The organism is Bdellovibrio bacteriovorus (assembly GCF_048286975.1).
In the GTDB taxonomy this organism is placed as follows: domain Bacteria; phylum Bdellovibrionota; class Bdellovibrionia; order Bdellovibrionales; family Bdellovibrionaceae; genus Bdellovibrio; species Bdellovibrio bacteriovorus_H.
In genome coordinates this window covers 483,423-507,886 of record NZ_JBLVRT010000002.1, presented here as the reverse complement: position 1 = coordinate 507,886, position 24,464 = coordinate 483,423, and the positions used below count along the sequence as shown (strand labels likewise).

At 49.8% G+C, this 24,464-nt stretch carries 28 protein-coding genes; 15 read left to right on the top strand and 13 right to left on the bottom strand.

What is annotated here, in order from left to right; all coding sequences use genetic code 11:
• The first annotated feature begins 14 nt into the window (after window positions 1-14).
• The 3 genes from ACNQKP_RS10560 to ACNQKP_RS10550 are packed head-to-tail and all read left to right on the top strand — an operon-like array spanning window position 15 to window position 4,717.
• The gene (locus ACNQKP_RS10560) at window positions 15-1,931 is read left to right on the top strand and encodes a leucine-rich repeat domain-containing protein (protein ID WP_417864701.1); all 1,917 of its coding nucleotides are present in this window, start codon (window positions 15-17) and stop codon (window positions 1,929-1,931) included.
• A gap of 8 nt (window positions 1,932-1,939) precedes the next feature.
• Complete coding sequence (locus ACNQKP_RS10555) at window positions 1,940-3,160, top strand: hypothetical protein (protein WP_417864700.1); 1,221 nt, start codon at window positions 1,940-1,942, stop codon at window positions 3,158-3,160.
• A gap of 9 nt (window positions 3,161-3,169) precedes the next feature.
• Window positions 3,170-4,717, top strand: coding sequence for a hypothetical protein (locus ACNQKP_RS10550; protein ID WP_417864699.1), 1,548 nt, complete (start codon window positions 3,170-3,172; stop codon window positions 4,715-4,717).
• Here ACNQKP_RS10550 and gstA read toward each other — a convergent pair.
• The gene (gene gstA, locus ACNQKP_RS10545; RefSeq protein ID WP_417864698.1) at window positions 4,714-5,322 is read right to left on the bottom strand and encodes a glutathione transferase GstA; all 609 of its coding nucleotides are present in this window, start codon (window positions 5,320-5,322) and stop codon (window positions 4,714-4,716) included. The genes ACNQKP_RS10550 and gstA overlap by 4 nt on opposite strands.
• Before the next feature lie 198 nt (window positions 5,323-5,520).
• Between gstA and ACNQKP_RS10540 the strand changes: the two genes are divergently transcribed.
• The 6 genes from ACNQKP_RS10540 (at window position 5,521) to ACNQKP_RS10515 (ending at window position 9,855) form a co-directional block, all read left to right on the top strand.
• A complete protein-coding gene (locus ACNQKP_RS10540; protein WP_417864697.1) occupies window positions 5,521-6,591 on the top strand; it encodes an NADH:flavin oxidoreductase in 1,071 nt (356 codons plus the stop codon).
• Window positions 6,592-6,740: 149 nt separating this feature from the next.
• Window positions 6,741-7,247, top strand: a complete 507-nt coding sequence (locus tag ACNQKP_RS10535; RefSeq protein WP_417864696.1) for a hypothetical protein — start codon at window positions 6,741-6,743, stop codon at window positions 7,245-7,247.
• Window positions 7,248-7,361: 114 nt separating this feature from the next.
• Window positions 7,362-7,784 (top strand): Hpt domain-containing protein, encoded by a 423-nt coding sequence (locus tag ACNQKP_RS10530; protein WP_417864695.1) that lies wholly within the window; start codon window positions 7,362-7,364, stop codon window positions 7,782-7,784.
• Window positions 7,781-8,152, top strand: a complete 372-nt coding sequence (locus ACNQKP_RS10525) for a response regulator (protein ID WP_417864694.1) — start codon at window positions 7,781-7,783, stop codon at window positions 8,150-8,152. Before ACNQKP_RS10530 ends, ACNQKP_RS10525 begins: the two co-directional genes overlap by 4 nt.
• A 152-nt stretch (window positions 8,153-8,304) precedes the next feature.
• Window positions 8,305-9,006: a hypothetical protein gene (locus ACNQKP_RS10520; protein ID WP_417864693.1), complete on the top strand. Its 702-nt coding sequence runs from the start codon at window positions 8,305-8,307 to the stop codon at window positions 9,004-9,006.
• Between the two features lie 54 nt (window positions 9,007-9,060).
• The gene (locus ACNQKP_RS10515) at window positions 9,061-9,855 is read left to right on the top strand and encodes a hypothetical protein (protein ID WP_417864692.1); all 795 of its coding nucleotides are present in this window, start codon (window positions 9,061-9,063) and stop codon (window positions 9,853-9,855) included.
• Here the strand turns inward: ACNQKP_RS10515 and ACNQKP_RS10510 are convergent, their stop codons facing one another.
• The gene (locus tag ACNQKP_RS10510; RefSeq protein WP_417864691.1) at window positions 9,856-10,245 is read right to left on the bottom strand and encodes a hypothetical protein; all 390 of its coding nucleotides are present in this window, start codon (window positions 10,243-10,245) and stop codon (window positions 9,856-9,858) included.
• Window positions 10,246-10,453: 208 nt separating this feature from the next.
• Between ACNQKP_RS10510 and ACNQKP_RS10505 the strand changes: the two genes are divergently transcribed.
• The 3 genes from ACNQKP_RS10505 to ACNQKP_RS10495 are packed head-to-tail and all read left to right on the top strand — an operon-like array spanning window position 10,454 to window position 11,729.
• Complete coding sequence (locus tag ACNQKP_RS10505) at window positions 10,454-10,732, top strand: hypothetical protein (protein ID WP_417864690.1); 279 nt, start codon at window positions 10,454-10,456, stop codon at window positions 10,730-10,732.
• Complete coding sequence (locus ACNQKP_RS10500) at window positions 10,729-11,124, top strand: hypothetical protein (RefSeq protein ID WP_417864689.1); 396 nt, start codon at window positions 10,729-10,731, stop codon at window positions 11,122-11,124. Before ACNQKP_RS10505 ends, ACNQKP_RS10500 begins: the two co-directional genes overlap by 4 nt.
• Window positions 11,121-11,729 carry a M15 family metallopeptidase gene (locus ACNQKP_RS10495; protein WP_417864688.1) on the top strand — a complete coding sequence of 203 codons (609 nt, stop codon included), beginning with the start codon at window positions 11,121-11,123 and terminating at the stop codon, window positions 11,727-11,729. The genes ACNQKP_RS10500 and ACNQKP_RS10495 overlap by 4 nt, the downstream gene beginning before the upstream one ends.
• A gap of 51 nt (window positions 11,730-11,780) precedes the next feature.
• On the opposite strand, the gene ACNQKP_RS10490 is transcribed toward ACNQKP_RS10495, so the two are convergent.
• On the bottom strand, window positions 11,781-12,212 hold the full coding sequence (locus tag ACNQKP_RS10490) for a hypothetical protein (RefSeq protein WP_417864687.1): 432 nt from the start codon (window positions 12,210-12,212) through the stop codon (window positions 11,781-11,783).
• Window positions 12,213-12,426: 214 nt separating this feature from the next.
• Window positions 12,427-12,882: an SRPBCC domain-containing protein gene (locus tag ACNQKP_RS10485; RefSeq protein WP_417864686.1), complete on the bottom strand. Its 456-nt coding sequence runs from the start codon at window positions 12,880-12,882 to the stop codon at window positions 12,427-12,429.
• A gap of 136 nt (window positions 12,883-13,018) precedes the next feature.
• Between ACNQKP_RS10485 and ACNQKP_RS10480 the strand changes: the two genes are divergently transcribed.
• Window positions 13,019-14,257 (top strand): glycoside hydrolase family 113, encoded by a 1,239-nt coding sequence (locus ACNQKP_RS10480; protein WP_417864685.1) that lies wholly within the window; start codon window positions 13,019-13,021, stop codon window positions 14,255-14,257.
• Here the strand turns inward: ACNQKP_RS10480 and ACNQKP_RS10475 are convergent.
• Both ACNQKP_RS10475 and wecB read right to left on the bottom strand, forming a co-directional pair.
• Window positions 14,251-15,405, bottom strand: coding sequence for a hypothetical protein (locus ACNQKP_RS10475; RefSeq protein ID WP_417864684.1), 1,155 nt, complete (start codon window positions 15,403-15,405; stop codon window positions 14,251-14,253). The genes ACNQKP_RS10480 and ACNQKP_RS10475 overlap by 7 nt on opposite strands.
• A gap of 8 nt (window positions 15,406-15,413) precedes the next feature.
• Complete coding sequence (gene wecB / locus ACNQKP_RS10470; protein ID WP_417864683.1) at window positions 15,414-16,577, bottom strand: non-hydrolyzing UDP-N-acetylglucosamine 2-epimerase; 1,164 nt, start codon at window positions 16,575-16,577, stop codon at window positions 15,414-15,416.
• Window positions 16,578-16,747: 170 nt separating this feature from the next.
• On the opposite strand from wecB, the gene ACNQKP_RS10465 reads away from it, so the two are divergent.
• Window positions 16,748-17,494, top strand: a complete 747-nt coding sequence (locus ACNQKP_RS10465; protein WP_417864682.1) for a hypothetical protein — start codon at window positions 16,748-16,750, stop codon at window positions 17,492-17,494.
• The gene (locus ACNQKP_RS10460; protein ID WP_417864681.1) at window positions 17,494-18,918 is read left to right on the top strand and encodes a glycosyltransferase; all 1,425 of its coding nucleotides are present in this window, start codon (window positions 17,494-17,496) and stop codon (window positions 18,916-18,918) included. Before ACNQKP_RS10465 ends, ACNQKP_RS10460 begins: the two co-directional genes overlap by 1 nt.
• On the opposite strand, the gene mtnN is transcribed toward ACNQKP_RS10460, so the two are convergent.
• From mtnN to udk, 7 genes are all read right to left on the bottom strand, one after another.
• The gene (gene mtnN, locus ACNQKP_RS10455; protein ID WP_417864680.1) at window positions 18,919-19,641 is read right to left on the bottom strand and encodes a 5'-methylthioadenosine/S-adenosylhomocysteine nucleosidase; all 723 of its coding nucleotides are present in this window, start codon (window positions 19,639-19,641) and stop codon (window positions 18,919-18,921) included. It abuts the gene before it with no gap.
• Window positions 19,641-19,997 (bottom strand): zinc ribbon domain-containing protein YjdM, encoded by a 357-nt coding sequence (locus tag ACNQKP_RS10450; protein WP_417864679.1) that lies wholly within the window; start codon window positions 19,995-19,997, stop codon window positions 19,641-19,643. Before ACNQKP_RS10450 ends, mtnN begins: the two co-directional genes overlap by 1 nt.
• A gap of 32 nt (window positions 19,998-20,029) precedes the next feature.
• A complete protein-coding gene (locus tag ACNQKP_RS10445; protein ID WP_417864677.1) occupies window positions 20,030-20,770 on the bottom strand; it encodes a substrate-binding periplasmic protein in 741 nt (246 codons plus the stop codon).
• Entirely contained in the window at window positions 20,767-21,141 is a 375-nt protein-coding gene (locus ACNQKP_RS10440; RefSeq protein ID WP_417864675.1) for an META domain-containing protein, read from the bottom strand. Before ACNQKP_RS10440 ends, ACNQKP_RS10445 begins: the two co-directional genes overlap by 4 nt.
• An 80-nt stretch (window positions 21,142-21,221) precedes the next feature.
• The gene (locus ACNQKP_RS10435) at window positions 21,222-21,839 is read right to left on the bottom strand and encodes a hypothetical protein (protein WP_417864673.1); all 618 of its coding nucleotides are present in this window, start codon (window positions 21,837-21,839) and stop codon (window positions 21,222-21,224) included.
• A gap of 142 nt (window positions 21,840-21,981) precedes the next feature.
• Entirely contained in the window at window positions 21,982-23,730 is a 1,749-nt protein-coding gene (locus tag ACNQKP_RS10430) for a GMC family oxidoreductase N-terminal domain-containing protein (RefSeq protein WP_417864671.1), read from the bottom strand.
• A gap of 113 nt (window positions 23,731-23,843) precedes the next feature.
• Entirely contained in the window at window positions 23,844-24,464 is a 621-nt protein-coding gene (gene udk / locus ACNQKP_RS10425; RefSeq protein ID WP_417864669.1) for a uridine kinase, read from the bottom strand.

The window sequence follows — 24,464 nt, the reverse complement described above, 5'->3', positions numbered from 1 at the left end:
ATTTGGAGAAACATATGAAAACGAATTTACTGAAAAAAATTAAACTAGGCATGGCAGCCGCTCTGATCACGGGTGCTGCTCCAGCGTATGCGGAAACAATCACCAAACTTTCAGAACAAGGCTTTCTGGGGTCGGGCTTTGATTCTGCGACTCAAACCTTCAAAGTGCCTTGCGTGACCGGAACTCTTGCCTATGTGGGCAGTTCCAATGGCTATGTCGGCGTTGAGGCCGGTGTCAGCCAGGAACGCCTGCTGACGGAGCTGGGCATGGCCATCGGAGCAGATATCTCTTTGGATATTATCTCTGCCGGTGGGGCTGCGAATTTCACAGGCAGCACCGCGAACACTTCCAACTCGGTTTCTGCGGCTTATGTAATCAGTGCGGCCGGGAAAAACGCTGTTTTGCAAAACCTGACTCTGACCCAAGCCGGGAAAGATGCGGTTAGCAAAGGCAACGTCAAGCAAGTCTGCGGTGACAGCTACATCCGCTCGTTGGCGTTGGAAGCAAAGCTTCTGATCAACGTGAAGTTCACCTTCACTTCCAGTGACTTGAAAGCAAACTTCCAGTCTGATGCCAATGCCAACATTATGGATATCATCAAACTGAACGGTCGCATGAACGCGGCCGTTCAAAAATACGGCCGCGATGTGAAGTTTACGGTTACCGCAGTTCAAGTTGGCGGGGACGTTTCAAAACTGGCTAATATCTTAAAGGGCGTTGAAACCTCTGAAGAAAAAATCAAAAAAGGCGTCACAGCCCAGATCTTTAAGTGCGATATCGAAAAGTACGAAGCGTGCTATGAGGCTATCTCTCAGATGATCAACTATGCGACTGAAGAGGGCGGGTTTTCATCTCAGCTGAACAACATGACCTATCAGCCCCAGAAATCTGACGGTCCGGCGTGGATGCAGTATGGTTACACCAGCTATGCTAATTCCGAAGCCCAGGAACTGAGCAGTGAAGTCACGGATATCGGCGAAGACATCAAACAAAAAAGAAGATCCTTGGTTCGCCAGTATCTAAAACTAAGCGCCGACTTGGGACGCACTCAAGACTTGCTGGATATCAGCATTGAGCATTCTGAAGAAAAAGCGCGTCTTCAGACTCTGCAGGCGGTAATTCGCGATAACTTTGACGTTGTTCAAAACGCTATCAAGATCTGCCGTGAAAATCCGGATTCTTGCGTGAACGCTTTTGCCGGTATGACGGAAAAGCTGAAGTTCTATGATTCCCGCGAAATCACCAAAATGATGACCTTTGAAGACTACTGCGGTCTTTCTGACGAGACCTCAGTCACCAAGGAAACAGTGAAGGCGATCCGTACGGCTGCAAAAGTTTCTGAAAAGATGAATTGCTCCCAAGCATTCCGTTATCTGCAGGATCTGCACAAGCTGAATTTGGCTAACACCAAGATTTCTTCCCTGGAGCCCTTGCGCGGTTTGAAGTCCCTGACGTCTTTGGATGTTTCAGAAAACGAAATCTTCATGTTGGACGGGATTGAGAACCTGAAAAGCCTGGAAGTTTTGAACATGCACCACAACCGCGTGATCAATATCGACAAACTGAAAGAATTGCCTAATCTGTCCCATGTGAACTTTGCCAATAACAACGTCAGCAATTTGTCAGCACTTTCTGCCATGAGACTGGTGACTATTCGTGCTTACGGGAACCCATTGTCAGACAAATGGAATCACGAAAATCACGGCATTCATAATCATATTATCACCAATAACCGTGCCTGCGATCTGCTGCGCCAAACGATGTTTCATCAGGGTGTGGATATCCGTCAGGCCGAAGCCCTGAACACGGCACCGATCTTTAAGGTCCCGGGTCAGTTCGGTAACTCGAATGTGGAAGGCTGGTACAGCTGTGACATCGCGGTCGCTGCGGTGAAGGCGGAGCCCGACTTCTGGAAAAGCTTAGCTCAATAGGACGATTTATGAATGCTCAGGCACTTCTTGTTAACATTCTAGCATTGTTGCTTGCAGGAGTTTCCTTGCCAGCGTGGGGACAGGCCGTACCCCGCGCGGAACAAGAAGCCTGGGCTTTGGGAACGGGATATGATACCAAAACCAAAGAACCCCGCGCACGCTGCCTTAAAGGCCGAGTTCATTACCGGGGCCTGTCCGAAGGGCAATTGCAACTGACGACGAACTTATCACTAAACGGAATTAAGACCTCTTTAAGTGGTAAAGTGTCTGCTGAAATCAATGCCGTCGTATTGGGCGGCAGTGCTTCGGCTTATACGTCGACGTCTTATGAAGACGGGACGATGGCGGGTTCCACCGGATTTAAATATGAAATGCGCGGTAAAACGGCCGCGTTGATTGATTATGAGCTGACCGAGATTGGTAAAAACGCCCTGGCATTGAATGACCCCAGGGCGTTTGAAGAAATTTGTGGCAACAGCTTTCTTGATAGTGCCGATATGGGTGGGGTGCTGCTGATTCATAATCGCCTTGATTTATCTAAAAAGTACTTTCGTAACCAGATTGATATTGAAACCGAGGTCTGCGTGTTGGGCCTGTGTAAATCTGATTCGGTGACAGTCGTTAATCAGAAGCTGCATGAAAACACTTTGATCACAACAACGGCCACGCAACTTGGCGGGAACAAGAGCCGACTGCCGAAATTTGAAATTAAAAGCTGCCGGATCGACAATGTTGAACCCTGCCGGGACATCGTGAATCAGATTTTGGACTATGTGAATGGCCCCGAGGGTTTTGCTGCCCAAATGGCGTCTTTGGAATACAACGAAGCCAAGCTTGAGGAATCGCCAATACTTCAATACAACCTGGATTCGTACACCCGAACAGGCTTGCTTCCTTCTTATTGGAGCTTTAGTGAAACGGGTGGGGCAGACCCTGAATTCATCGAAGAGTTTATTGAAGTCCATTCCGCCGTCCTTAAAAGGCAGGCAAGGGCTGAAATCCTGCTGGCGAATGCCGAGCTGGAAATAAACCACCAACGTTCGGTTCAACAGTATTTGAACTTTGCCAAAAGTGCCTCTCGCAAGATCGCAGCTTCCATGAATCGCTGTCAGAAAAGTCAGTCCTGTATTTTGGAAATTCGAGACGCCAAGAACCTGTATCAGCAATTGGCTGGACAAGACATGGTCCTTGAATTGCAAGATTCAGAGATGTTCAAAAGCGCGAGGTAGTAACCGGCTATGAGACTTCTAAAATCCCTTCCTGTGCTTAGTGCACTTCTAATTTTGATCGGCTGCGGTCCGCAGCCGCGCAATCATCATATTGATTTTGACTATGATCAGGCCTTTTTGACGGAAACCCGTCGTAATATTCCTGACAATCTGGCTTTGGGCAGAAGCTACAACGTTTTGACCGGAGACGTGGGCCGCGAGTGTGCAGCGGGAACCAAAACTTCCCAAGGGGAGCCGGTCCTGAAAAACAGTCTGAATCGCAACTTGTCCCCGGATCAAGTTTACGAGCTTTTAGGATTTAACCAAGGACAGTATCCCAATCAGAAGACGTTCTTTTCGGGCAGTTCCGTGGACAGATTTTTACTGCCGCCAAAAGAATCGTTCCGCAGAGTCTTTTTTTACAGTCTTTCCTTGCGCGGTCTTACGCTGAAGCTAGATCAAGTTAAACTAAGCCAGAAAGACTGCCAGCAAGCCTATATAGAAAGCCAAAACCTTGGCGCCGATATCCTGGTGAAAGTGGACATGTATTTTCAAAATCGTCAGGCGGCCGATCTTTTTGAAAGCCAGGCTGATGGCAGCTCGCTTAAATCCTTATTCCGCGTTTTGCAGCAGCATAGAACTTTAGATGGATTTATGGTGTCCGCCCTGCAGTGGGGTGGGGATTCTCAGCAGTTTATTAAATTTACGGCCAATGAACTTAATGGCCTTGCCCAGTGTAATATGCAGGCGGATCTGAATGCCTGTGCCGAGATTTATGAATCCCTGACAAGCTATGCTCTGAACAAACAAACCGGTTTGCTTCAGCAGGTCCTAACGGGTGGGGCTTCATCTTCAATCGTTTCCTTTAACTGGAAAGAGTTAAAGAGTCCGCTATTCAGCCCGCAGGAAGAACAGACATTGCAACAGCTGAAAGTCCTGTCAGAAGAATATCGCAAGCTGCAAGTGACGTCAGGGCAAATGGAAAGCTGGCAAAGTATTGTCTCTGTCCCCGGTGCTTATCGCGAGATGTGGGACAAAGCTAAAGAAAACATCAATCAAGCCAAAATTCAGATCGAGGATCAAGTCCTTGCTTGTTTCCAAAACCTGCAGACCTGTGAAATCAATCTAAGGCAGGATACCGTGACCTTTCCAAAAATTCCGACCTTTCTCTACTGGTGTCAAAACTCCAGCGATAAAGTATTTCAAACTTTGACGGACAAGTTTGCGGGAAGTTGTGGGGCTGCTTTTCAGTACCTGAATGAAAGTCCGCGTTTGGATCTTTCTAAAATGGAAATCGAACATCTGGATTTCTTGGAAAACCTGCCAGAAAAAGAATTCATCAATCTTAAAAGAAACAACATCTCAGATGTGACGGTATTGCAGACTGTTGCCGGGGTGGAAACTCTGGATGTTTCAGGAAATTCGGTCGGGGATTGGGAAGCCGTTTCGGCGATTCCAGGGTTGAAAAATCTTGTGGTGAGCGAAAGCGATTTCTTGCTTTCCGTGGCAGCAGAAAAGTGCCCGGACTATAAGGTGTGGGCTCGCGGAAAAGTCCTTGAGCCCAAATGCACTAATTAAAGACGGATGCCTTCGGCAGCGACAGCGTCTTTCACGGAAGCGCGTTCGGCCATTTTTGCCATAAGGCCTTGGATGCCCTTGTGGTTTGTTGTGTCCACATGAACCAGATTCGTCCAACGAAGAACGTTGTACGCGTAAGCATCCACAACCGAGAAATTGTCACCCAAGATATAGGCGTTGTTTTTAAGGTGATCATCCAGTACGCCCAGGCGCAATTGGATTTTTGCCTGGATCGCTGCTTTGGTTTCGTCGTTCATGTGGGCCGAGTTGAACAGCGAACCAATGCCTTTGTGCACTTCTGTTGCGATAAAGTTCAGCCACTCCATCGCTTTGTAGCGTTCCATGGTGCCGAACTTTGGCAGAAGATTTTTTTCTGGGGCCTGATCCGCAATCCACTGCAAGATCACCGCACCCTCAGTCATCAAGTGACCGTTCGGAAGCTGCAGGGCCGGGATGTAGCCTTTAGGGTTTACTTTTTTGTAGTCGCCGCCAGCGTACTCTTTGTTTTTCAGATCAACTTTAACCATTTCGAAGTTCATGCCTGCTTCACGCAGAGCGATTTGAGACGCAAGGGCACAAGCACCTGGAGAATAGAACAGATTCATTTTCAGATTCCTTTTTATGTTAAGACCAATAGACCTTTGAAATGTATCCATTATTGTTACATAAGTAAAGTCTCAACCCTGAATTTGAGGTGTTTTTTGATTAGTGGCCCAGATCATCATGTGGTGTGTTGAGGGGCTTCCATTAATGCAACAATAATAGTAACATTATTGCTCTATCGATCCTTCAAAGGAGCATTCTTGAATACCCATTCACTTTTTCAGCCCTTCCAATTTAAAGGCTTAAACCTTAAGAACCGCATCGTTATGGCGCCGATGACGCGTCAAAAATCCCCGAACGGTGTGCCCACTGAAGACGTCGCTAAGTACTACCAGCGCCGCGCCGAAGGCGACGTGGGATTGATTTTGTCGGAAGGCACCGTGATCAATCGCCCAGCTTCTTCAAACGAAAAAGATGTTCCTCATTTTTATGGTGAAAAGTCTTTGAGTCAGTGGAAACAGGTTATCACGGCCGTTCATCAAGCCGGCGGTAAGATGGCGCCACAAATCTGGCACATGGGCAAAATGAAACCAAGCCAGTCAGGCTGGCTGCCGCCGACTGAATTTGAAGGCCCGGCCGAGATGACTTTGGAAGACATTCAAAATACCATCAACGCTTATGCGCAAGCGGCCTTGGATGCCAAGAACCTGGGCTTTGACACCGTTGAACTTCACGGCGCCCACGGCTACTTGATTGATCAATTCTTCTGGCCGGGGATGAACACCCGCACCGATCGTTTTGGTGGCAGCACTATCGCTGCTCGAAATACATTCGCTGCTGAAGTGGTGAAAGCCGTTCGTGCGAAAGTGGGCCCGGACTTCCCGGTGATCTTGCGTCTGTCGCAGTGGAAACAACAAGATTATAACGCAAAGGTCGCAACGACTCCGAAAGAAATGGAAGAATGGCTGGTGCCACTTTCTGAAGCGGGCGTGGATATCTTCCACTGTTCTCAAAGACGTTTCTGGGAGCCTGAGTTTGCGGACTCTGATTTGAACTTCGCGGGCTGGGCTAAGAAAATCACCGGCAAACCAACGATCACGGTGGGCTCTATCGGCCTGAGTGGCGGAGACTTCTTAAACAGCTTCCGCGGGCAGGGCGCCGAGGTCGGGGGGCTAGATGAATTGACCCGCCGATTGGATCGCGGGGACTTTGACTTGGTGGCTGTGGGCCGTGCTCTATTGACTGATCCTCAATGGGTGAAGAAAGTAAAAGACGCTCGCACTGGTGAGCTTAAAGGCTTTAACCCTGCGGACCTTGCAATTCTGACATAGGTTCCTGGCGATTCCGTGAAAAAGGGCTGCTAAAACAACGAATTTTGGCAGTCCTCTTGTACAAATTAGTAATCCATTATGAGCCCTCTTTCGGTTTTTCTAAGGAACAGGTACCTTCCTGTCCGTTAAACAAACCAAAGGAGATCCCCTTGAAAAAAGCATTATTGCTTCCGTTCGCTGCTTTTCTGACTTCTGTTTCTGTTCAGGCAAAAACAATTGCCTCTGACGACAAGAAAATCCCAGTGTCTTCCGTATCCCAAGTTGTTCAACTGGCGAAAGTGGAGCGTGATTCTGTATTGAAAACTGTGAATGTGGTTGTTACAGACCATGGCAGATCTACAGATGTCAGCCCGACGGCTTCCATCTATTTGACGTTCACGGCTTTTGCTGAGATGGGAAATATCTCTACCAGTTTCCAAATCGATCATGTTCTGGATTTCAAATCTGCAGTTCGCAAGTCTGCGGGCATCTATGAAATCAAAGCTTTGGTTTATCGCGACGAAGCTGGTATGCAGGACATCACATACACAGTTGATACCAATCAGATGTTCATTGATGAAGCTAAAATGCGCGACGCCTGCGGTGGTGACTTCTGTGATGGTGAGCTGAAAACTTCCATCGAAGTTACAGAGACTCTTAAAAAAGCTCAGTTCTAATTCTTCTGCCTTCTTGAGCCCGGGGAAATCCCTGGGCTTGTTTTCCTGCCGATCAATTCATGATACTTGTTGTCGCCAGCCTTCTTTGCGGTATGCTTATGAAAAGGACACCGCATGACTAATACCGAAGAAAAAATCAGAAGACTTTGCCCGGACGTGGTGGCATCGGGTTTGGACCCGGTGTTTTTAAGCCAGATGCTGGACACACGTTTTCTGGGGAATTTTTCGATCTTTTCGGCGGCGGCGGATATCTTTCTTTACGAATACGCCGAGGAACTTGAAGAGCTTCAGAACCTGATCGAAAATCTGGATCGCAAGAAAGCTTTTGCTGCGGCTCACAAGATCAAAGGGGCGATTTCGAACTTTCACCGCCCTGATGTGGCGGAAACGGCCCGGATTTTAGAGATCCACACTGATGACTGGACACACGAGCAGTTGAAAGCGCAATTTGCGATCCTTCAAGTGCAGATCCAGGAATTTGCGTTTGAATTAAAAATTTTGATGAGATCTTTTGAAGAGATTCAGGACCTGCCATGAAACCATTGAACATTCTTGTGGCCGAAGATAACACCGTCAATCAACTGATTGTTCGCGGCATGTTGGTTAAACTAGGCCATAACATCACCATGGTGGAAAATGGCAAGCTGGCTTTAGAAAAGCTGCAAACATCTGAAATCGATTTGATCCTGATGGATTGCCACATGCCTGAAATGGATGGCTTCCTTGCCACGCAAACCATTCGTGAAAACCCCAAGTTCAAAAATCTGCCGATCATTGCCATGACCGCTACCGAGATTGCCGAAGAAAAAGACCGCTGCGCACAAGTGGGGATGAATGACTTCTTGGCAAAGCCTCTGACCATGGCCACGGTCGAAGCTGTTCTGCAAAAATACAGCAAATCTTAAGAATCTCATTATGAGACAGCCTTGATGGTGCAGTCTTTGCTTTTCTAGTGGCAAGGGCCTCGCAAAGTGCATGAAATGCATTTTGTGCGTTTCCATCGTCTATGGGATGTATGGTGCGTGCCCTAAAAAGGAAGTCCATGCAAAGAGCCTTCATGCTGATAGCGATTTTCATTGTGATGTTGATCTCGGGTCCGGCCCGGGCGGTCAACCTTTGCCAGGATGTTCTGTTTGATATTCCGGGTTTTCAAGTCAAAGAAGCCGTGCTGGATAACTTGCCGGTGTCCTTCCGCGAGGTTCCCTACAATTCCCGCATGTACAAGGCCGAGCAGATTCTGGGGAATACCCAGGATTTACTGATTGGTTTTTCTGAATACGGTCACGCCTATGTGGTAGCCAACAAGCTGCGTTTAGACGGGGATATCATCGGTCGCCAAACCCAAGTCAGGTCCACTGACTTGTTGGATGCCGGAGTCATTATTCGCATTCATTCCACGGCCATTGACCGCGTGAAGCTTAAAGCCTTTAACGACAAAAATGGATTGTCCTGCAGCAAGACGGCGTGCAAGGCGCTGGCGAAAACGGCGGGTCTTTATGTGGGCGGCAGTCGGACGGGATATTTCTCGCCACGCAAGATGCTGGCTTCGATCTTGAAAAACGGAATCAAAGACAGTGACGGAAACCAAGTTCCTTTTGACGTTTACTATGTCGGTAACAAGTCTTTGAATGAAAGTGTCGCCTTGCTTGAACAGTCTGACGCACGCATTACCCAGGAGATCGCTGTCAAGGGCGGGGTTATTCTAACCGGCACCTCTGTCACGGCGATCACACTTCTATATGCCATGGGTGTTCTATAACAATTTGAGTTTCGTGGATTCCCCGAGGCATAATCAGGCCTCGTAGGAGCATCTATGAATCAATTTATCTCTTGTTTTGCAGCAGGCGTTTTAATTGTTTTTTCTTCGGTGTTTGCGACAGCCTCAGAGGGGCCGTTGCCTTTGCCTCAAGGTGGTTACAAAGTTTATTCGCGCATTCAGTTTGTCGACCTGACGACCCAGCACCCGGTGCGGGACAAGGCCCTGGGGGACACGCTGGAGGTCAGCTTCAAGTCTCAGTTGGATCAGCTTTATCGTCTTCATAACCCCTCCGTTCGCAACTTGCAGTTTGTGGAAAGAGTGCCGCAGGAATCTTGCGACCTCCGAATCACTGGCACTTACACCCTGCGCGCTTTTGGCAATCGCGGGATGCACGCCACGGTGATGGTCGAAAATCTGCGCAGTGGAGAAACACAAAGTTTTGAGGCGGCAGGTGATGCCTTTGAAACCACCGAGATCTTGGCGCAGGACGTTTTTCATGAATTTCAAAAGACTCGCTTTCCCACCCAAGCAAGAGTGTCTGGCAGAAGTTTGACGCTGTTATTTAAGGGCTCGATCTATCGACCAACAGCCACCAAGATGTATGACCTTTACAAGCAAAGCCTGATCGCCTGTGAAATGCGCGGAGGCCGTGTCAGTACTGAAAAAGAACTGATCGCGGTGGCGACGTTGGGTGATTATGGTGGGGGTGTGTCTGTCGGGCATAACGGTGTTTATACAGACTACTGGTCGGTGGAATCGGGTCGGGTGTATGTGGCGCCGTGGAGTCAATCCACCAGCGCCACCAGTTTAAATCCTACCGAGCAGTTGAATTATCTTTGTGTACGCTAATCATTCAGGGGTCGCTTCGACTCCTGAACCATAAAGTTTTAACAGAATGTTTCCTTCACTGGTTCCGATGTACATCTCGCCATAGTGTTCACCCAGAGCTTTCGGGGTGAAGTACAAATCCACCACGCAGTATTTGTCCGGATCAACGGTGTCGCCGCAGTTGGTGGTCGCGGTGTACATTTCCCCAAAGATCGTCAGTTCATTGATCTTCAGAGCTTTGTCGCTGGGGGCATTGATGCCGATTTCCACCCAGATTGTTTCTTCCAGGTAGGCTTCGCCGAACTCAATGCTTAAGTAACTGATGTCCTGTGGGGCGGGGCTGACGGTTTCAGCGGCAAAGGTGGGGAAGGCCATAAAGGTTGCCAGTAAGAAGGCGCCAAGAGTTCTCATAACTCCTCCTATTTTGTAGCCTTATTCTAAGCCTGTGGCCGTCATTTCGCAGTATGCAAGCAAACAGCGGTCTGGTACATTTTCCCGATCGAGGTTTGGTTTGGTCGGTTCATTAAAGTATTTTGAGCTTTGGGCATTAAAGTTCAGTGCCTTTTTATCGGGAAGTTTTTTTTGCTTTTTCCTGCAGTCACAGTTTCAATTTCGCGCGGTGGTTGCCGCCGCATTGACGGGCTTTTTGGGGACCTTCATCCCGGACACCAAACGCATTGAAAAGACCCATGTTCACGCCACCATTTACATGGGTGCCTTTATCGCCATGGGTTCGCGCGTGGTAGAGGCGGGGCCGTGGCAGATCCTGTGGGTGTCGGTGCTGGGTTCTACGATTTATTTTTTGATCAGTCCCTATTTTAAGGGCATGGGTGGACGTCTGGGGTTGATTGCCTTTATTTCATCCCTGCTGGGATGGGCGATGAGGCACTGGCTATGATGATCTTTTTGGTGATGCTGCTATCCTTTTTGGGTGCAGAACTGACTTTTTTCTTAATTCATCGTTATCATTTCCCGACTGTGCGAGCGTCCAGTGGACTGACGTTGGTGTTTGCGGGAATCCTGGCCCTGTTCGATCTTCCCTTTGTCGGGGTTTTGCAAGCCGCCTTTTTTGGAGCCACTTTCGTCGGGATGACCGATAGATCGCGCATGGGCTGGAAGCGGGTGTTCCTGGCCAGTCAGATTTATGGTCTGATCTATTTCTTTCTGATTCCCTTTGCGCGAGGCTTTGGCGGGGGACTGGGGGCCGCGGCCTTTGTGTCTATCGCGACGGTTTATTCTGCTGACAAGCTCTTGAGGAAGGCCCGATCGTCGGGTACCGTTAAGTCATGACGTCATTTGTAAATCAAATTGCCTGGATCGAAGAAAACTTCAAAGAAATTAAACCTTCGGCTGAAGTTTTTCTGGATATGAAATACGCCACCAACGACAACTTTATGAATGTTGATATTTATAAAGGTTTTGACCGTTGTTTTATTTCAACGGTGGCTTATGAGATGTTCATGAAAGCCTGTACGGTCTTGCGTGAAAAGCACCCGGATTTGCAGTTTCTGATCTGGGATGCTCTTCGTCCGCGCAGTATTCAAGCCCAGTTCTATGACCACTTGGCGGGAACGCCGTTTCAGAGTTATGTCGCGGCCCCTTATCCGGGATCGCTTCATAATTTCGGCATGGCGATGGATCTCAGCTTGCAAACTAAGTCGGGCGTTCCTCTGGATATGGGAACCGGGTTTGATGATTTCCGTGATTTGGCCCAGCCCAAATTAGAACAGTATTTTTTGCAGTCCGGTGAACTGACCGAGGCGCAGCTGCAAAATCGTCTGTTACTGCGAAGCCTGATGGAAGATCAGGGATTCAAAGTTCTGGAACATGAATGGTGGCACTTTAATGCGCTTCCCAAGGATCAAGTGCACGGCAAGCATCCGGTGCTGGAATAGCCGAAAAAACGAAAACGGGAACCGTCCTTGGTTCCCGTTTTTTGTTTCTGATTATGGTTTGCTGAAAGAATTCAGAATTGTCAGCAGGGAGGTCAGATTGTCAGAAACGCCGCTCATCACGCGCATATTGTTGGCACTCTGTGGAGCTGTGATCACAACCTGGATTTCACAATTGTTGAACCCGCGGTTGGTGACAGTGTAAATGCCAGATTCTTTGAAGTCAGTTGCGCCGCGAAGATCCAGCTCGTAATTGCTTGGATCACGCACAATCACATCACGTCCACATACAGGATTGGCGGAGAAAATCACTTTTTTGCCATCAGCAATCTTGATATCCATCACCATGGTCATCATTCCTGACAATTTCAGAGAGCACATGCCAGAAGCCAGTTCAGCATCCGTACAACGATTGTAGTCTGCATGAGCAGAAGCGGCGAAAGTGGAAGATACGATCATGATCAGGGCAGCGATTTGTTTTTTCATTTGAAACTCCTTGGTTCTTTTTGTTTTGCCGGCATCAGCGCCAGCGTTATGCAGATCTATAAAGCACTGGATGTGCCAGCCTGGTTTAGGGCTAAAAGTGCATTTATTTTGATCTGACAAGGAGTCTGCCGGGAACCCGGCAGGTGATTCTGCCGGGGAATCGGTGGCTGCCGAAAGCTCGGCAGGGGATCTAAGCCTAAAAAAGGTGACTTATTTAAGAATAAAGCGGCTTGTAAGCGCCTTGGCGCAGGTTGATGCCGTATTCCAAATACGCTTTCATCGCGCAGGCCATTTGTGACCAGCCCATGCAGTTTTTGTAAGAGCTGCTGATGCCGGCTTCGTCTTCTTTCCAGCCGGTTTCGTAAATCTTCACTTTGGCTTCTTTGTCGTTCAAAGCTTCAAAGACAAACTCCGTCTTGGTGTTGTAGCCGCCAGTTTCGGCCTCCCATTCGATCACAATCAGCTTGTCCTGGATGATTTGTTTTACGGGCACAGGGAAAGGACCCGGGAAGTCGGCAAACTCCCACTGCACGGTGGTGCCTTCTTTCAGCGGAGCTGAAGCCCCTGCGGTTGTGAAATACGCGCTGAGTTTCTTCGGATTGTAGACAGCATCAAAAACTTCGTTCACAGGCTTTTGAATGATGATGGAAACTTCAAACTTAGGAATCATGGCGACCTCCGGTATTTGCTGGAAGCCAAAGTCTATCGGAGATTTTATGGTAAAAGAAGCTTTTGCCGCGCAAGGTGTGTGAATATTCAGGGACAAACTGGTATCGCGCAGACGCAGGCAAACCTAAAATAAAATCATGAAGATGCAACTTGGACTAATTCTTTTTATTGGCCTGTTTTCGTGGACGGCGGCCGCTTTTGAGCCCGCCATCAACATCGTCACCTATCATCCGCTGGGCTTTCGCGTCGATGAAACCGAGCAAGGGCAGCGTGTGCGACGCCTGCTGGAGAAAATTCAACAGCTTGGCGTCAAAGTTTTGATCTTGAATATGCGAGGACACATGATCACCGGCAAAGGCAGTGAGATCAATTCGGTGATCCCTGAATCCTTGCGCCCGGAAGAAGAATTTCACATCCGGGCCCTGGCCGCCTATGCAAAGCAACTGGGAATGGATGTGGCCTTCAGACCTATATTGCTGGTTGTAGGCCCCAAAGGCGAATTTCCGTACACCGAAAAAGGTACTACCTGGTGGCACGGAAATATCGAACCGAAAGATCCAGTCAGTTGGTTTGACAATTACTTCAAGTTTCACGAACGCTACATGACCTTGGCGGGAAGTGTCGGGGCCAAGTGGTATTCCGTCGGGGCCGAGATGCATTCGATGACCTCGGGCTTGGGCAGTCGAAAACCCAAGTGGCGCTTCGGCTTTCCGGATAAGTGGGTGACCTTCATCAGAGCCGCCAAAGAACGCCTGCACCCCAGTGGTGTTGCAGTCACTTACGGGGCCAACTTCACCGATCAGTTCGTGTTGGAAAATGCCAAACGCACCTGGGGCGGGGAGCTCGAACAATGGCGCCACGACATCACCTTTAAACCCAAAAACAGCAAAGAGAGCACACATCAGAACAACATGCGCGAACTTTGGCGGTCCCTGGATTTTCTGGGTTTGGATTTTTACCGTTCCCTGGGAAAGAAAACGTCAAAATACCCCGAAGCCTTCGAGGATCTGGCCAATCATTTGACTGTTCAGACCAGGGGCTTTGCGCAACAGATTCAAAAGAGTGTCGAGCAGATCGCCCAGGTCACTGGAGTTTCTAAAGAAGTGGGTTTGCAGGAAGTTGGCTATCGCAGTGTCGAAAAATGTTTTGTTTCGCCGTACCACTATGAAGGCGGCAGTGAACCAATTAATTACATGCATCAAGCCGCCGCGTGGGAAGCGTTGCTGCGCGCATCGACTGAGTTTGGCCTGTATGGAGTGGGCATCTGGCAGGTGCTGGTGGATGAGGACACAGATCTATTAGAGAACCGTGGTTTTTCACCTTTGGGAAAAGCGCCGGTCACTGAAGTCTTTCGCCGTCACTTCATAGTTCAGTGAGTCCAGTCAGACAGGACACTCCACGCCCGGCGATCTTCGATTTGGCTGTGATCATAGACGTCGATTCCGTAACCCAGATCACGTATGGCCCACAGGGTTCGTTGGAACTCTTGCAGGGTGGGCTGCACCATGCTGTCTTGTCCGTACCAGGGGGAAATCTCGACGTGGAGGATGGGAAGGCTGCGACCGGAGACAAAACGCACAAAATCCAAAGAGGCCCGGCGGGTCCATTCAGGAGTAAAGACCGATCCTCCGTATTCGCCGGCCCATTGCTGCCACAAGAATTCACCCACGATGATGTCGATCTTTTCAGGGCCTTCGAGATTTAGTGTCCCGTCAAAATCAAAGCCCACCTGATCGCGAATTTGTTCAGAACTCATCAGGCGGCCGGTGGCGTGTGCGGGCCAGGTATGAACCACCGCAGACAGGATGTTATGCTCATGGGCGACAGTCGACATGATCGCCACCAGATTCGTTAAACCTTGCGCGCGAAACTTAAGCCAGGTGGCATCGCCTAAGGCCGCCAAGGGATGACGTCTCTGGAATTCGGCGTTCGAAACAGGGTTGTAGTCAGGCTCGCCCGTCCAAAAGCAGTCCACAGTGGGTTCGACCGCTTCGATGGCGTAAAGATCGGGGAACTTTTGCAGCAAATCGTGAACATAGCCCCGAAACCAAGCGCGATAGGCCGGATGCCATGCGGAAAGGTGATGAGTGCGGGAGAACGGTTTATAGTCCAGGCCGTTGCGCATTTTCGAACGCCAGTCCGGATGTTCTTCCCACAGTTTTTTAAAATCATTAACGGGAATAACGGCGACAACCTTCAGCCCCTGGGTTCGGGCGGTGTTATAAACTTCCAAGAACACATTGTCTTCGCCCATCTGTTCTTCGACTTCGGTGAACGGGTAGGTAGTACGATAGAACGAGCCATGCAGGGGACTGTAGGCATATAAAAACAAAGTATTTGCGCCAGCGCGCTTGGCTTGAGTCACCACCCGTCGGGCAATCGCTTCAATGGATTGATTCGGATAAAGACGGCTGAAATACGCCGGATCCACGCGCAAGCCTCGCATTGTAACACCTTGGGCGTAGGCACTGATTGATGTCAGCACCACGAACAATGTTGTCAGAATGAAAACGAGGACTTCCATGTTTCACCCTAAAGCTTGTCAGCCAGGACTTCCAGAATGCGTTCTGAGGCTTTGCCGTCACCAAAAGGATTTTTAGCCTGGGACATACGCGCAAAAATCTCTGGTGTATCCAGGACCAGGGTTGCAGTGTCGAAGAAAGCCTTTTCCTGCAGGGGAATCAGCATCGATGTTCCGGCGGCAATGGCTTCGGGTCTTTCGGTTTTTTCTCGGGCCACCAAAATAGGTTTTCCCAAGGATGGAGCTTCCTCCTGAACACCGCCGGAGTCGGTGATGATCTTGTGGGCCTTTTCCATCAAATAGACAAAAGGGACATAGTCGATGGGCTCACACAACCAGATTTTACTTTCCCCGGGATTCGCTGGCAGTCCTTTGTCTATCCAACGGGCGCGATCTCCAAAGATCTTGCGTGCCGAGGCCCGTACCTGAGGATTCATATGAAGTGGAATCAGAATTTCAACATCCGGCCGCTCTGAGAGGGCCACCAGACCTTTCATCACTTCTTCCATCGGCGTACCAAAGGATTCGCGACGGTGAACGGTGACCAGAATCAGCTTTTTTAATGGATCTAAAAAGGCAAATCGTTCGTTCAGCTCCTGATTATAGATATCTGATTTTTGCAGGCGCTTACGCACTTCGAACAAGGTGTCGATGCCTGTGTTGCCCGTCACATAGATGTCATCAGACGGGTAGTGTTCTTTTAATAGATTTTCCCGCGAGGTTTCTGTGGGGGCGAAGTGGAACTTCGCTAACAGGCCCGTGGCTTTACGATTGAACTCTTCCGGGAAGGGTGAATTGATGTCGCCGGAACGAAGCCCTGCTTCGACGTGGATGATCGGGATGCGATGATAGAAAGCGACCAGGCCTGCTATAAAGCAAGTCGTGGTGTCACCTTGAACCAAGATGCCATCCACCTTGTTGTTCGACAGGTAATCATGCAGACCTTTCATCACCGATGTGGAGATGTCTGCAAGGCTTTGTCCTGGTCTCATCAAATCCAAATCAAAATCGGGCTCAATCTGGAAGAAGTTCAGAAGAGGTCTAAGCATTTCCCGATGTTGCCCGGTCGAGCCGACAATCACGCGAAAGCGCGAGTCTTGTTTAGCTTGCAGAATAAGCGGGGCCAATTTCACAGCTTCAGGTCTTGTTCCAAATACAACGAGTAGTGTTTTCATGCGTTCAACCGTAGTGGCGCAGATTATTCGTTGGCAACTCCTATATACTTACAAGAGTTTAACTCTTCATTGCCGCAAAATTCATTTACCGTCTACCTTCCCACGAACTCTTTGCGAAGGAATTGCGGATGACGTTTCGTTATATATGTTCACTTTTTGTAATTACATCTATGTGTTGTGCAACTGCAAAAGCGGATGAAGCCAAGGATGTGCTGGCCGAGAAAATGGTGATGAGTGCAAAGCCTGCACCGAAGGGCTTTGTCGAACTTTATTCTGAAAGCAGCTATTTTTACGACTATGATTTCGTCACCGACACGCGCCTTCGCTATTACCATCCAATTGCTGAGATTCTTTCGGCGAAGGTCGCAGCGTACTTGGGTGCCAATATTCAGTATCAATCCTCCGGAGCGAAAGCCAAGTACTATGATAACACGGTGAACCCGCAGGTGGGGTTGCAGCTTCGTCCGGTCGAGTGGATGAGTGTCGGGGCCCAGGTGGGTTATCGCACGGTTGTCGGCAATGACGAACAACCGGCGGCTACAACATGGGATCCGCGCATGGTCGCAGCAGCGGGATATTTCTTTAGCTGGCCGGTTCCGCAGGTCTTCACTGATGTCTATGGGGAAGCATCCTATGTGCCGCGCCTGTCTTCCACGCCGGTGTCTATGGCCTGGGTGAAGCAGGGCTATCGTTGGTCGCCGCTAATGAAGCTAAAAGTGGACGCTTATGGTGAATTCTATGCACGTGAAAGTCGCAGTGCTGATTTGGGGCCGACCATGACGGAATGGCGTGTGGGTGGGCGCACAGGATGGTTTGAAAACTCCTGGAATATGTCGGCCCTGTTGTTTCACCCGTTGGAAAAGCACACACACAGCGGAGAACTTGAAGGTCTTCTGGTCGTCGGAGGAATCTTCTGATGCCGTGGACTTGGGAATATCACGATGCCTTCTCGCTCTTGACGTGGCTGGTGGTGCTGGCGACGACGGTCTTTGTTTTGGATGATTTGTTTATTGATCTGGTGGCTTTGCTGCGAGGGCTTAGGCCTCAGCGTATTGGGCATTCGACGTTGTTGACGATGAAGTCGCTGAAACAAAAGCATATCGCCATCATGATCGCCAATTGGAAAGAAGCCGACGTTATCGGGCCGATGATCCGAGGGAATGTACAAGGTATTGAATATCAGAATTATAAGTTCTTTCTGGGTGTTTACCCCAACGACACAGCAACATGGGAAGAGGCCAGTAAACTTGAGCGCCTCTTTCCGGACAAAGTTGTCGTAGTTGTAAACACCCAGGCGGGACCAACCTCCAAGGGGCAGATGCTGAATGAGATTGCCCGGCAGATTATTCAGTCTGAAAAGACCACCGGGCAGGCGATGGATCTTTTTTTGCTGCAGGATTCAGAGGATGTATTGCACCCTCACGCATTCACCTTGATGAACTATCACAGCCGTGACGCTGACTTCATTCAGATCCCGGTATTTTCATTTGATGTGCCCAAGTCCTCTTTAGTCGGGGGCATTTATATTGACGAATTCAGTGAAGCGCACACCAAGGATCTTTTAGTGCGACAAGAGCTGGGCGCAGCCATTCCTTCGGCCGGAGTGGGGACTTGTATGTCGCGCAATCTGGTGACGGGTATGATTGAACGTCAGAATGGACAGCTTTTAAAAGAAGACACTTTGACTGAAGACTATCATCTGGGAATTATCGCCAAACCCATGGGCTTTATAAGTCGTTTCGTCTGTGCTGAACTGGTGAAGCCGGATGGGCAAAAAGAGTTTATCGCGACCCGGGAATATTTCCCCAGCCACTTTATGGCGAGCGTCCGTCAGAAATCACGATGGACCCTGGGGATTGCCTATCAGGGCTTTCACAACCTTCAATGGGGTGGAACGTTGGTGGACAGGTACTTCCTGTTGCGGGATCGAAAAGGACCGGCGAACAGCATTCTGGTTTTACTTTCTATTTTGGTTCTGCTGGGGATGCTGGTCCTGCGCCTGCAAGGGGAGGCAACGCCAAGCCTGCTGCAAAGTCAGTTCTTTGTGGCACTTTTGAGTTTTAATGCGGTGGCCATGGGTCTTCGTATTCTGCAAAGAATGCGTGCGGTGACTCGGGTGAATGATTTCAGTCAGGCCCTGATGGTGCCGGTGCGCTGGGTGCTGGCTAATGTCGTCAACCTTTTGGCGTCATTGAAGGCACATCGTATGTTCAGGCAAAGCCAAAGAACCGGCGAGCGTCCTGTATGGATCAAGACCGAACACAAGATGCCAGCGCACTTCGGCGTTGAAGGCGGGGCAGCCATGCCATCGGCCCCGATGGCGGATGTAGAATTGGGATGATCAGCTTAAAAGGCCGTCGATGATATCGGCGGTTTTTTTCTGACTGGAAGTCAGGAAGTTGACGTATTCATCAGTGGGCTTGCTGTGAGTGGTGTCAGCCACAGTTTTGACGATGACAAAAGGCACCTGGGCTTTTTCACAAAGATAAGCGATGGAGCAAGCCTCCATGTCGACCAGCAACGCATCAGCAAACGTGCGTTTCAGCAAGTCCTTGCGAACCGTGCCGCCGACAAATTCAGATCCAGATAAAACAGTGCCATGGTGAACAGCGTAGGGGCTATTCTTCAATAGTGTGTCGATCTTCTGATTCCATTGTGTCGAGGCTTTGATCTTAAGCGATTTGCGCTTTTCCGGAGGTAACGACAGGTGCAGGTCACCACTGGCCATGTACTCTAATCCATGGTTGGAGGAACAAATGGCGTCGTGCTGAATGACGTCCGTGGCGATGCAAATATCGCCAAGCTTTAGCTCTGGGTCGATAGCTCCACCCAAACCCAGCAACATGACGACATCCAATTTATAGTTGCTTAAGAAAGACGTCAGAACCGAGCTGGCATTGATGGGACCAATGCCAGTCTGAGCGATAAGAATTTCTGATTCATTTTTTTGCAGCTTCCACACGGGGGTCGCAAAAGGTGCCAAAGAAGCCGTGGGCGTTGAGGGCAGGCCCGCGACGTCCTTGAGCTCTTCTTTCATGGCCGTCAGAATCAGAATCTTGGTCATCAGGCCTTCTTTACGAATTCAGACTTCAGATTCATGGCACCAAAGCCATCAATCTTGCAGGCGATGTCGTGACCATCTCCGCCGGATTGCAGGCGGATGTTTTTTACTTTGGTTCCAACTTTGACGACGGATGAAGATCCTTTGATTTTCAGATCTTTGATTACTACAACAGTGTCACCATCTTGAAGGATGTTGCCGTTGGCATCTTTGATAACACCATCATCGACGGCTTCTTCCATCGGAGCTTCTGCAGCGTGGGCGCTCCATTCGTGGGCGCATTCTGGGCAGACCCAAAGGTTGCCGTCTTGGTAAATATGTTCGGAATTGCATTTTGGGCATTTGGATTCAGTACTCATGGAACATTTAAATCATATCAAGACCACGGAAGCTAGTACTTAGCGGTGATATTTTTTAGTGTGCCATCTTTGCGCATGGACTCCAATGCACCGTTCAAGGCCTCAATAACAGAATCAGGCGTACTGGGATGGAATGCCAGCCAGTAATCTGTGGCATACAAGTAAGCCAGCTTCTTGTATTTGACGTTCCACTTGTTCTCATAGGATTTTTGACTGCCCGTCGTCACAATATCCAGCGCAATGCGGCCTTTTTTGAAGGCTTGCATGCGTTCGTCCTCTTCACGATAGATCGTCACTTTAAAGCCGTGCTTTTTTAAAAATTCTATTGGGGCGTCTCCATACTGACCCGCGACGCTATGGGCTTTGAAGGTGGTGAAATCCGCGTGGGGTTGATAGTCAGCGTTCTGCAGGCAGGCCAGATGAACTTCATCTTTCACGATGGGGCCGACCCATTTAAAGAGCTTTTCGCGCTCTTGAGTGCGTGAAGTGGAATAGACAAAGTGTTTGGGTTTTTCCAATGCGGCTTTATAGGCGCGGGCCCAGGGCCAGACTGTGAAAGTGGCTTTGATCTTTGCGCGCTTAAAAGCTTCCTTCGCCACTTCGGTGGCCGTGCCTTTGACTTCGCCATTTTCCTGATAGTTGAAGGGAACGAAGTCTTCGGTCAACCCCTGATAGACCACTTCGCGTCCCTTGTGGGCCGTGAAAGGGGATTGAGCATGCAGAGGCGGTGTAGCCAGGAAGGCCGCACCGAGCAGAATCAACGAAAGTTTCATTTGCTGACGGCTTTAAATCGAGCCAGTGGAGCCATACGGGCTTTGTTTAAGCTTAAGCTGTCTCCATCCACGGTGTAGTTATCCACGCCCTGCAGAACTTCGGCGAAATTATCTTCCGTCGGCATTTTCACGCAGAATTTTTTCGTGGAGGCGAGTTTTGATATGAACAGGCGCTGACCTGGAGTTTCTTCATATGCTCCGGTGAAGCTGTTGCAGCCGTCGCTTCCGTTCACGCGATTGTCACCACCGTTAAACTGAATATAAACTTTTTGCGAATCAGCGTTGGCGTATTTCACGGGTTGACCCATCAGCTCGACAAGTTCCCAGCGGATGTCTTTGAAGTTGGCAGCCGGGGCGGAGGTGTTTTGCATGCTGGTCTCCTCAGGTGTTGTTTCACTGTGGGCGCAGCCCCACAAGGAAAGACAGATCAAGGACAACAGGGTGATTTTATTCAAGGCAGATTCCTTTCTGACTCGGTGACATCTTTCAATTCGTCGGTATCGATGTCTTTGGAAAACAAGTCCAAAGCCGACTGACCTACTTGTTTTGTATCATAGCGTGTATACCAGCCGACGGCAACGGCTCCGGCCACCGGAATCCAGCGCGAGATGCTTGCGCCCAGCATTCGTTGAGTCACCCGAAGGCCCAATCTTTCACACAATCTTTGCACCATGCGCAGGCTGGTTTTACGTAAAACATAGCGTTCACCGACGCGCACGACGATGTCGCGGAAAAGCTGGGTTGCGCCGTGTTTGAACAGGCAAAACAACAAGGCCTCTCTGGTCAAAAATCCTGTTTTGCCATGGATGGCCGCAATATCTGAAACCATCTGGGCCTGAATTCTCCAGATCAAAATCAAATCCGGCAGGATCGTCACCATGCCAAGAGGGCCTGGCGGAATGGCCAAGGCCGCTGAAACACTGGCGGCACGCAATGAGGCTGACTTGATCACTTGTGCAGAGTCTTTGACGGGAGTGTTTGAAACCTTATGCGTGGAGGCGGGGATCTGACTGACCAGATCCAGCAGAGTATTTGCGACTCCCGCAGCGGAGGGCTTTCTTTGTGCCATATCTCATCCTTCCGTTGAAGTTTGAGTACCTTCCATAAGAATACGGCAAATTCCGCGTAATTGCATCAGAGCTTTGGCAAATAAGAAATAAAATGCTCAAAAAACGCTCAAGACAGGGCTCATTTCGCTTTCATTGGGACTGCTAGCGCAGCTCCATATTTTCAGCGGCCCTTTCCGCGAGGGCGGAAATCGTCAACAGAGGGTTCACACCCACGGCGGTTGGAATCACCGATCCATCCATGACAAACAATCCCGGGTACAGCGACCCGTCCCGGTGAAAGACTTGCCCCAGATGATTGACGACGCCATTCTGAACTGAATCACCCATGCCGCAGCCTCCGAGCGGGTGCACTGTGATCAAATTATTGCCGCCCAGAATTGTGGAGCGTGGATTTTTGACGTAGGTGGCGTCATTGACGGCAACATGCTGCTTTATTTTGGCGATTATGCGTTTGAATATCGGATCTTGCTGTACTCCCGGCCAGTGAACCACCGCACGATTGGCGTGATCCAGTTGCAGGCGGCCTTCGGCCCGGTCATGGCCCATTCCGAAATACACCATGGAATGGTTCAGCGAACCTTTTTCCACATCCTTGCTGTTGATGAAATCAATCCACGCCCGATAGATTTTTGACGGCGATGTCTGGGCTTTGACGAAAGTGGTCAGGCGTCTGGCGATTTGCACCAGGGCGCCAGGGATGTTGCCTTCTTCAATCAGATATCGCTCAAAGACATTTTTGCGCTGACGGTACTCGGCGATCCCATAGATGGTCGCACCAGAAAGCATGTCCGGTCGATAGATGCGAGCAGTGCTGTTGCCAAGCATGTCGGTGGATAGGCGGCCATTGAAGCCCAGTCCCAGCAAGTCGCCATTGCCAGAAAAATGCCGGCCCAGCAGAGGGGACAGCTGCAGGTGCCCCCATTTCTGCGACCGAAGCAGAATCTGATTTGAGCCCATGGTGCCCGCCGAAACAATCACGTTGCGGGCTTCGATACAGAAGGGCTGTTTGTCGCGCCCACTGACGCGTGTGCCCCGGATCAGATAATTTCCCTGACGGTTTCTTTCGATATGACTGACTTGCATCTGGGTAAAGATGCGAGCCCCATTTTTCTTGGCCAAGGGAAGATAGTTCATGTTCAGGGTGTTCTTTGCACCGGTGTTGCATCCTGTGCTGCAGTTTCCACACATATGACATTTGGGCTGGCGATCCCCCAGGGGGGTGCGGTGGCTGCCATGAATATTGACGGCGATGTTGGCCCAGCGAAAAGGATCACCCAGTTGATCGCTGCTGTTTTTCAGGTTGTTGGCTTTATGAATGCGCATGCGGCCGGGGTCGTAGGATTGAGCGTTAAGCATGTTCTCGACACGGCGATAGTAACTTTCAAAATGACCCTTTTGGGCGGATTCTTTAATTTCTTCGGGCCAGCCTTTCTTCTGAAACAGTTCACGGTCTGGAGCAATCACGACACCGGCATTGATAAGCGAGGTACCGCCAAGGCCACTGCCGCACATGACGTCAATGTCGCGGTGGGTGTGATAGGAATAAAGTCCCAGGGGATGGCTTTCGCAGTACAGGTTGGATTTCATTTGCTGAAATGTTTCCGGGAACTCTCCGGGGACCCATTCACGGCCACGCTCTAAGAGGGCGACCTGATGATGGCGGCTGAGGCGCGCCGCCATCACGGAGCCGCCATATCCTGAGCCAATGATCAGAACTTCGTAGAAGTTTTCAAGCTCGTCCGCGGACTCTGCCAGGCGCGTGTAGTTCATGGTCAGATTGACGTCTTGGGTTCTGGGCTCGGCTTCGGCTTTTTCACCGCGAAAGAAACCCAGTGCACTGGCAGCCAGAGATGACTTAAGAAAGGATCGTCGTGAAAAGTTTGATTTCACCCGGGGCCCCCTTGTGAAATCAGGGTAGGGGCGGGCGGCTTTGTTGGGTATGCTGGCTTGCGAATCCTGCCAACTGTCACCGGGTAAGGGTCCAGTTGGTTGTCAGGTCTCAACTATTGCAAAAACTTTTGGGATAGTTTCTGACGGAAGATATGTAAGGCCTGGCTGTAATCACCCAGGTCTTTGATCACCGTGTGAGCGTGGTCTTTGGAAGGTTCCACGAACTGATTGTGCATCGGGCGCACTTGCAGTTCGAATTGTTTGCGCACACCGTCCGGAGTTCTGCCACGTTCGTGCACGTCACGCTTCAGGCGGCGTTCGAACCGCAGTTCTTCAGGGGTATCAAAGAAGATGGCTTCATCCAGTTCTGCGCGCACTTCCAGAGAATGTAAAATCAGAATGCCGTCGATAATGATGACTTTTTTGGGTTCACCCAGCAGGGTTTCTTTTTTGCGGGAATGGGTCACGAAATCATAAATAGGGATGTTTAGTTTTTGACCGGATTTCAGGGCGCGCAGTCCTTCGGCCAAAAGACCGAAATCCAGACTGGAAGGGTGGTCGAAGTTCACCGAGCCACCATCGCCGTCAAATTTAGCGGATTGATCGATGTAGTAATTGTCCTGATAGATGATGGAGCAGTTGTCTTCGCCCAATAGCTGTTGCAGTTCTTTGGCGAAATGTGTTTTTCCGGAACCGCTGCCGCCAGCGACGCCGATGATGTGAGGTCTTAACAT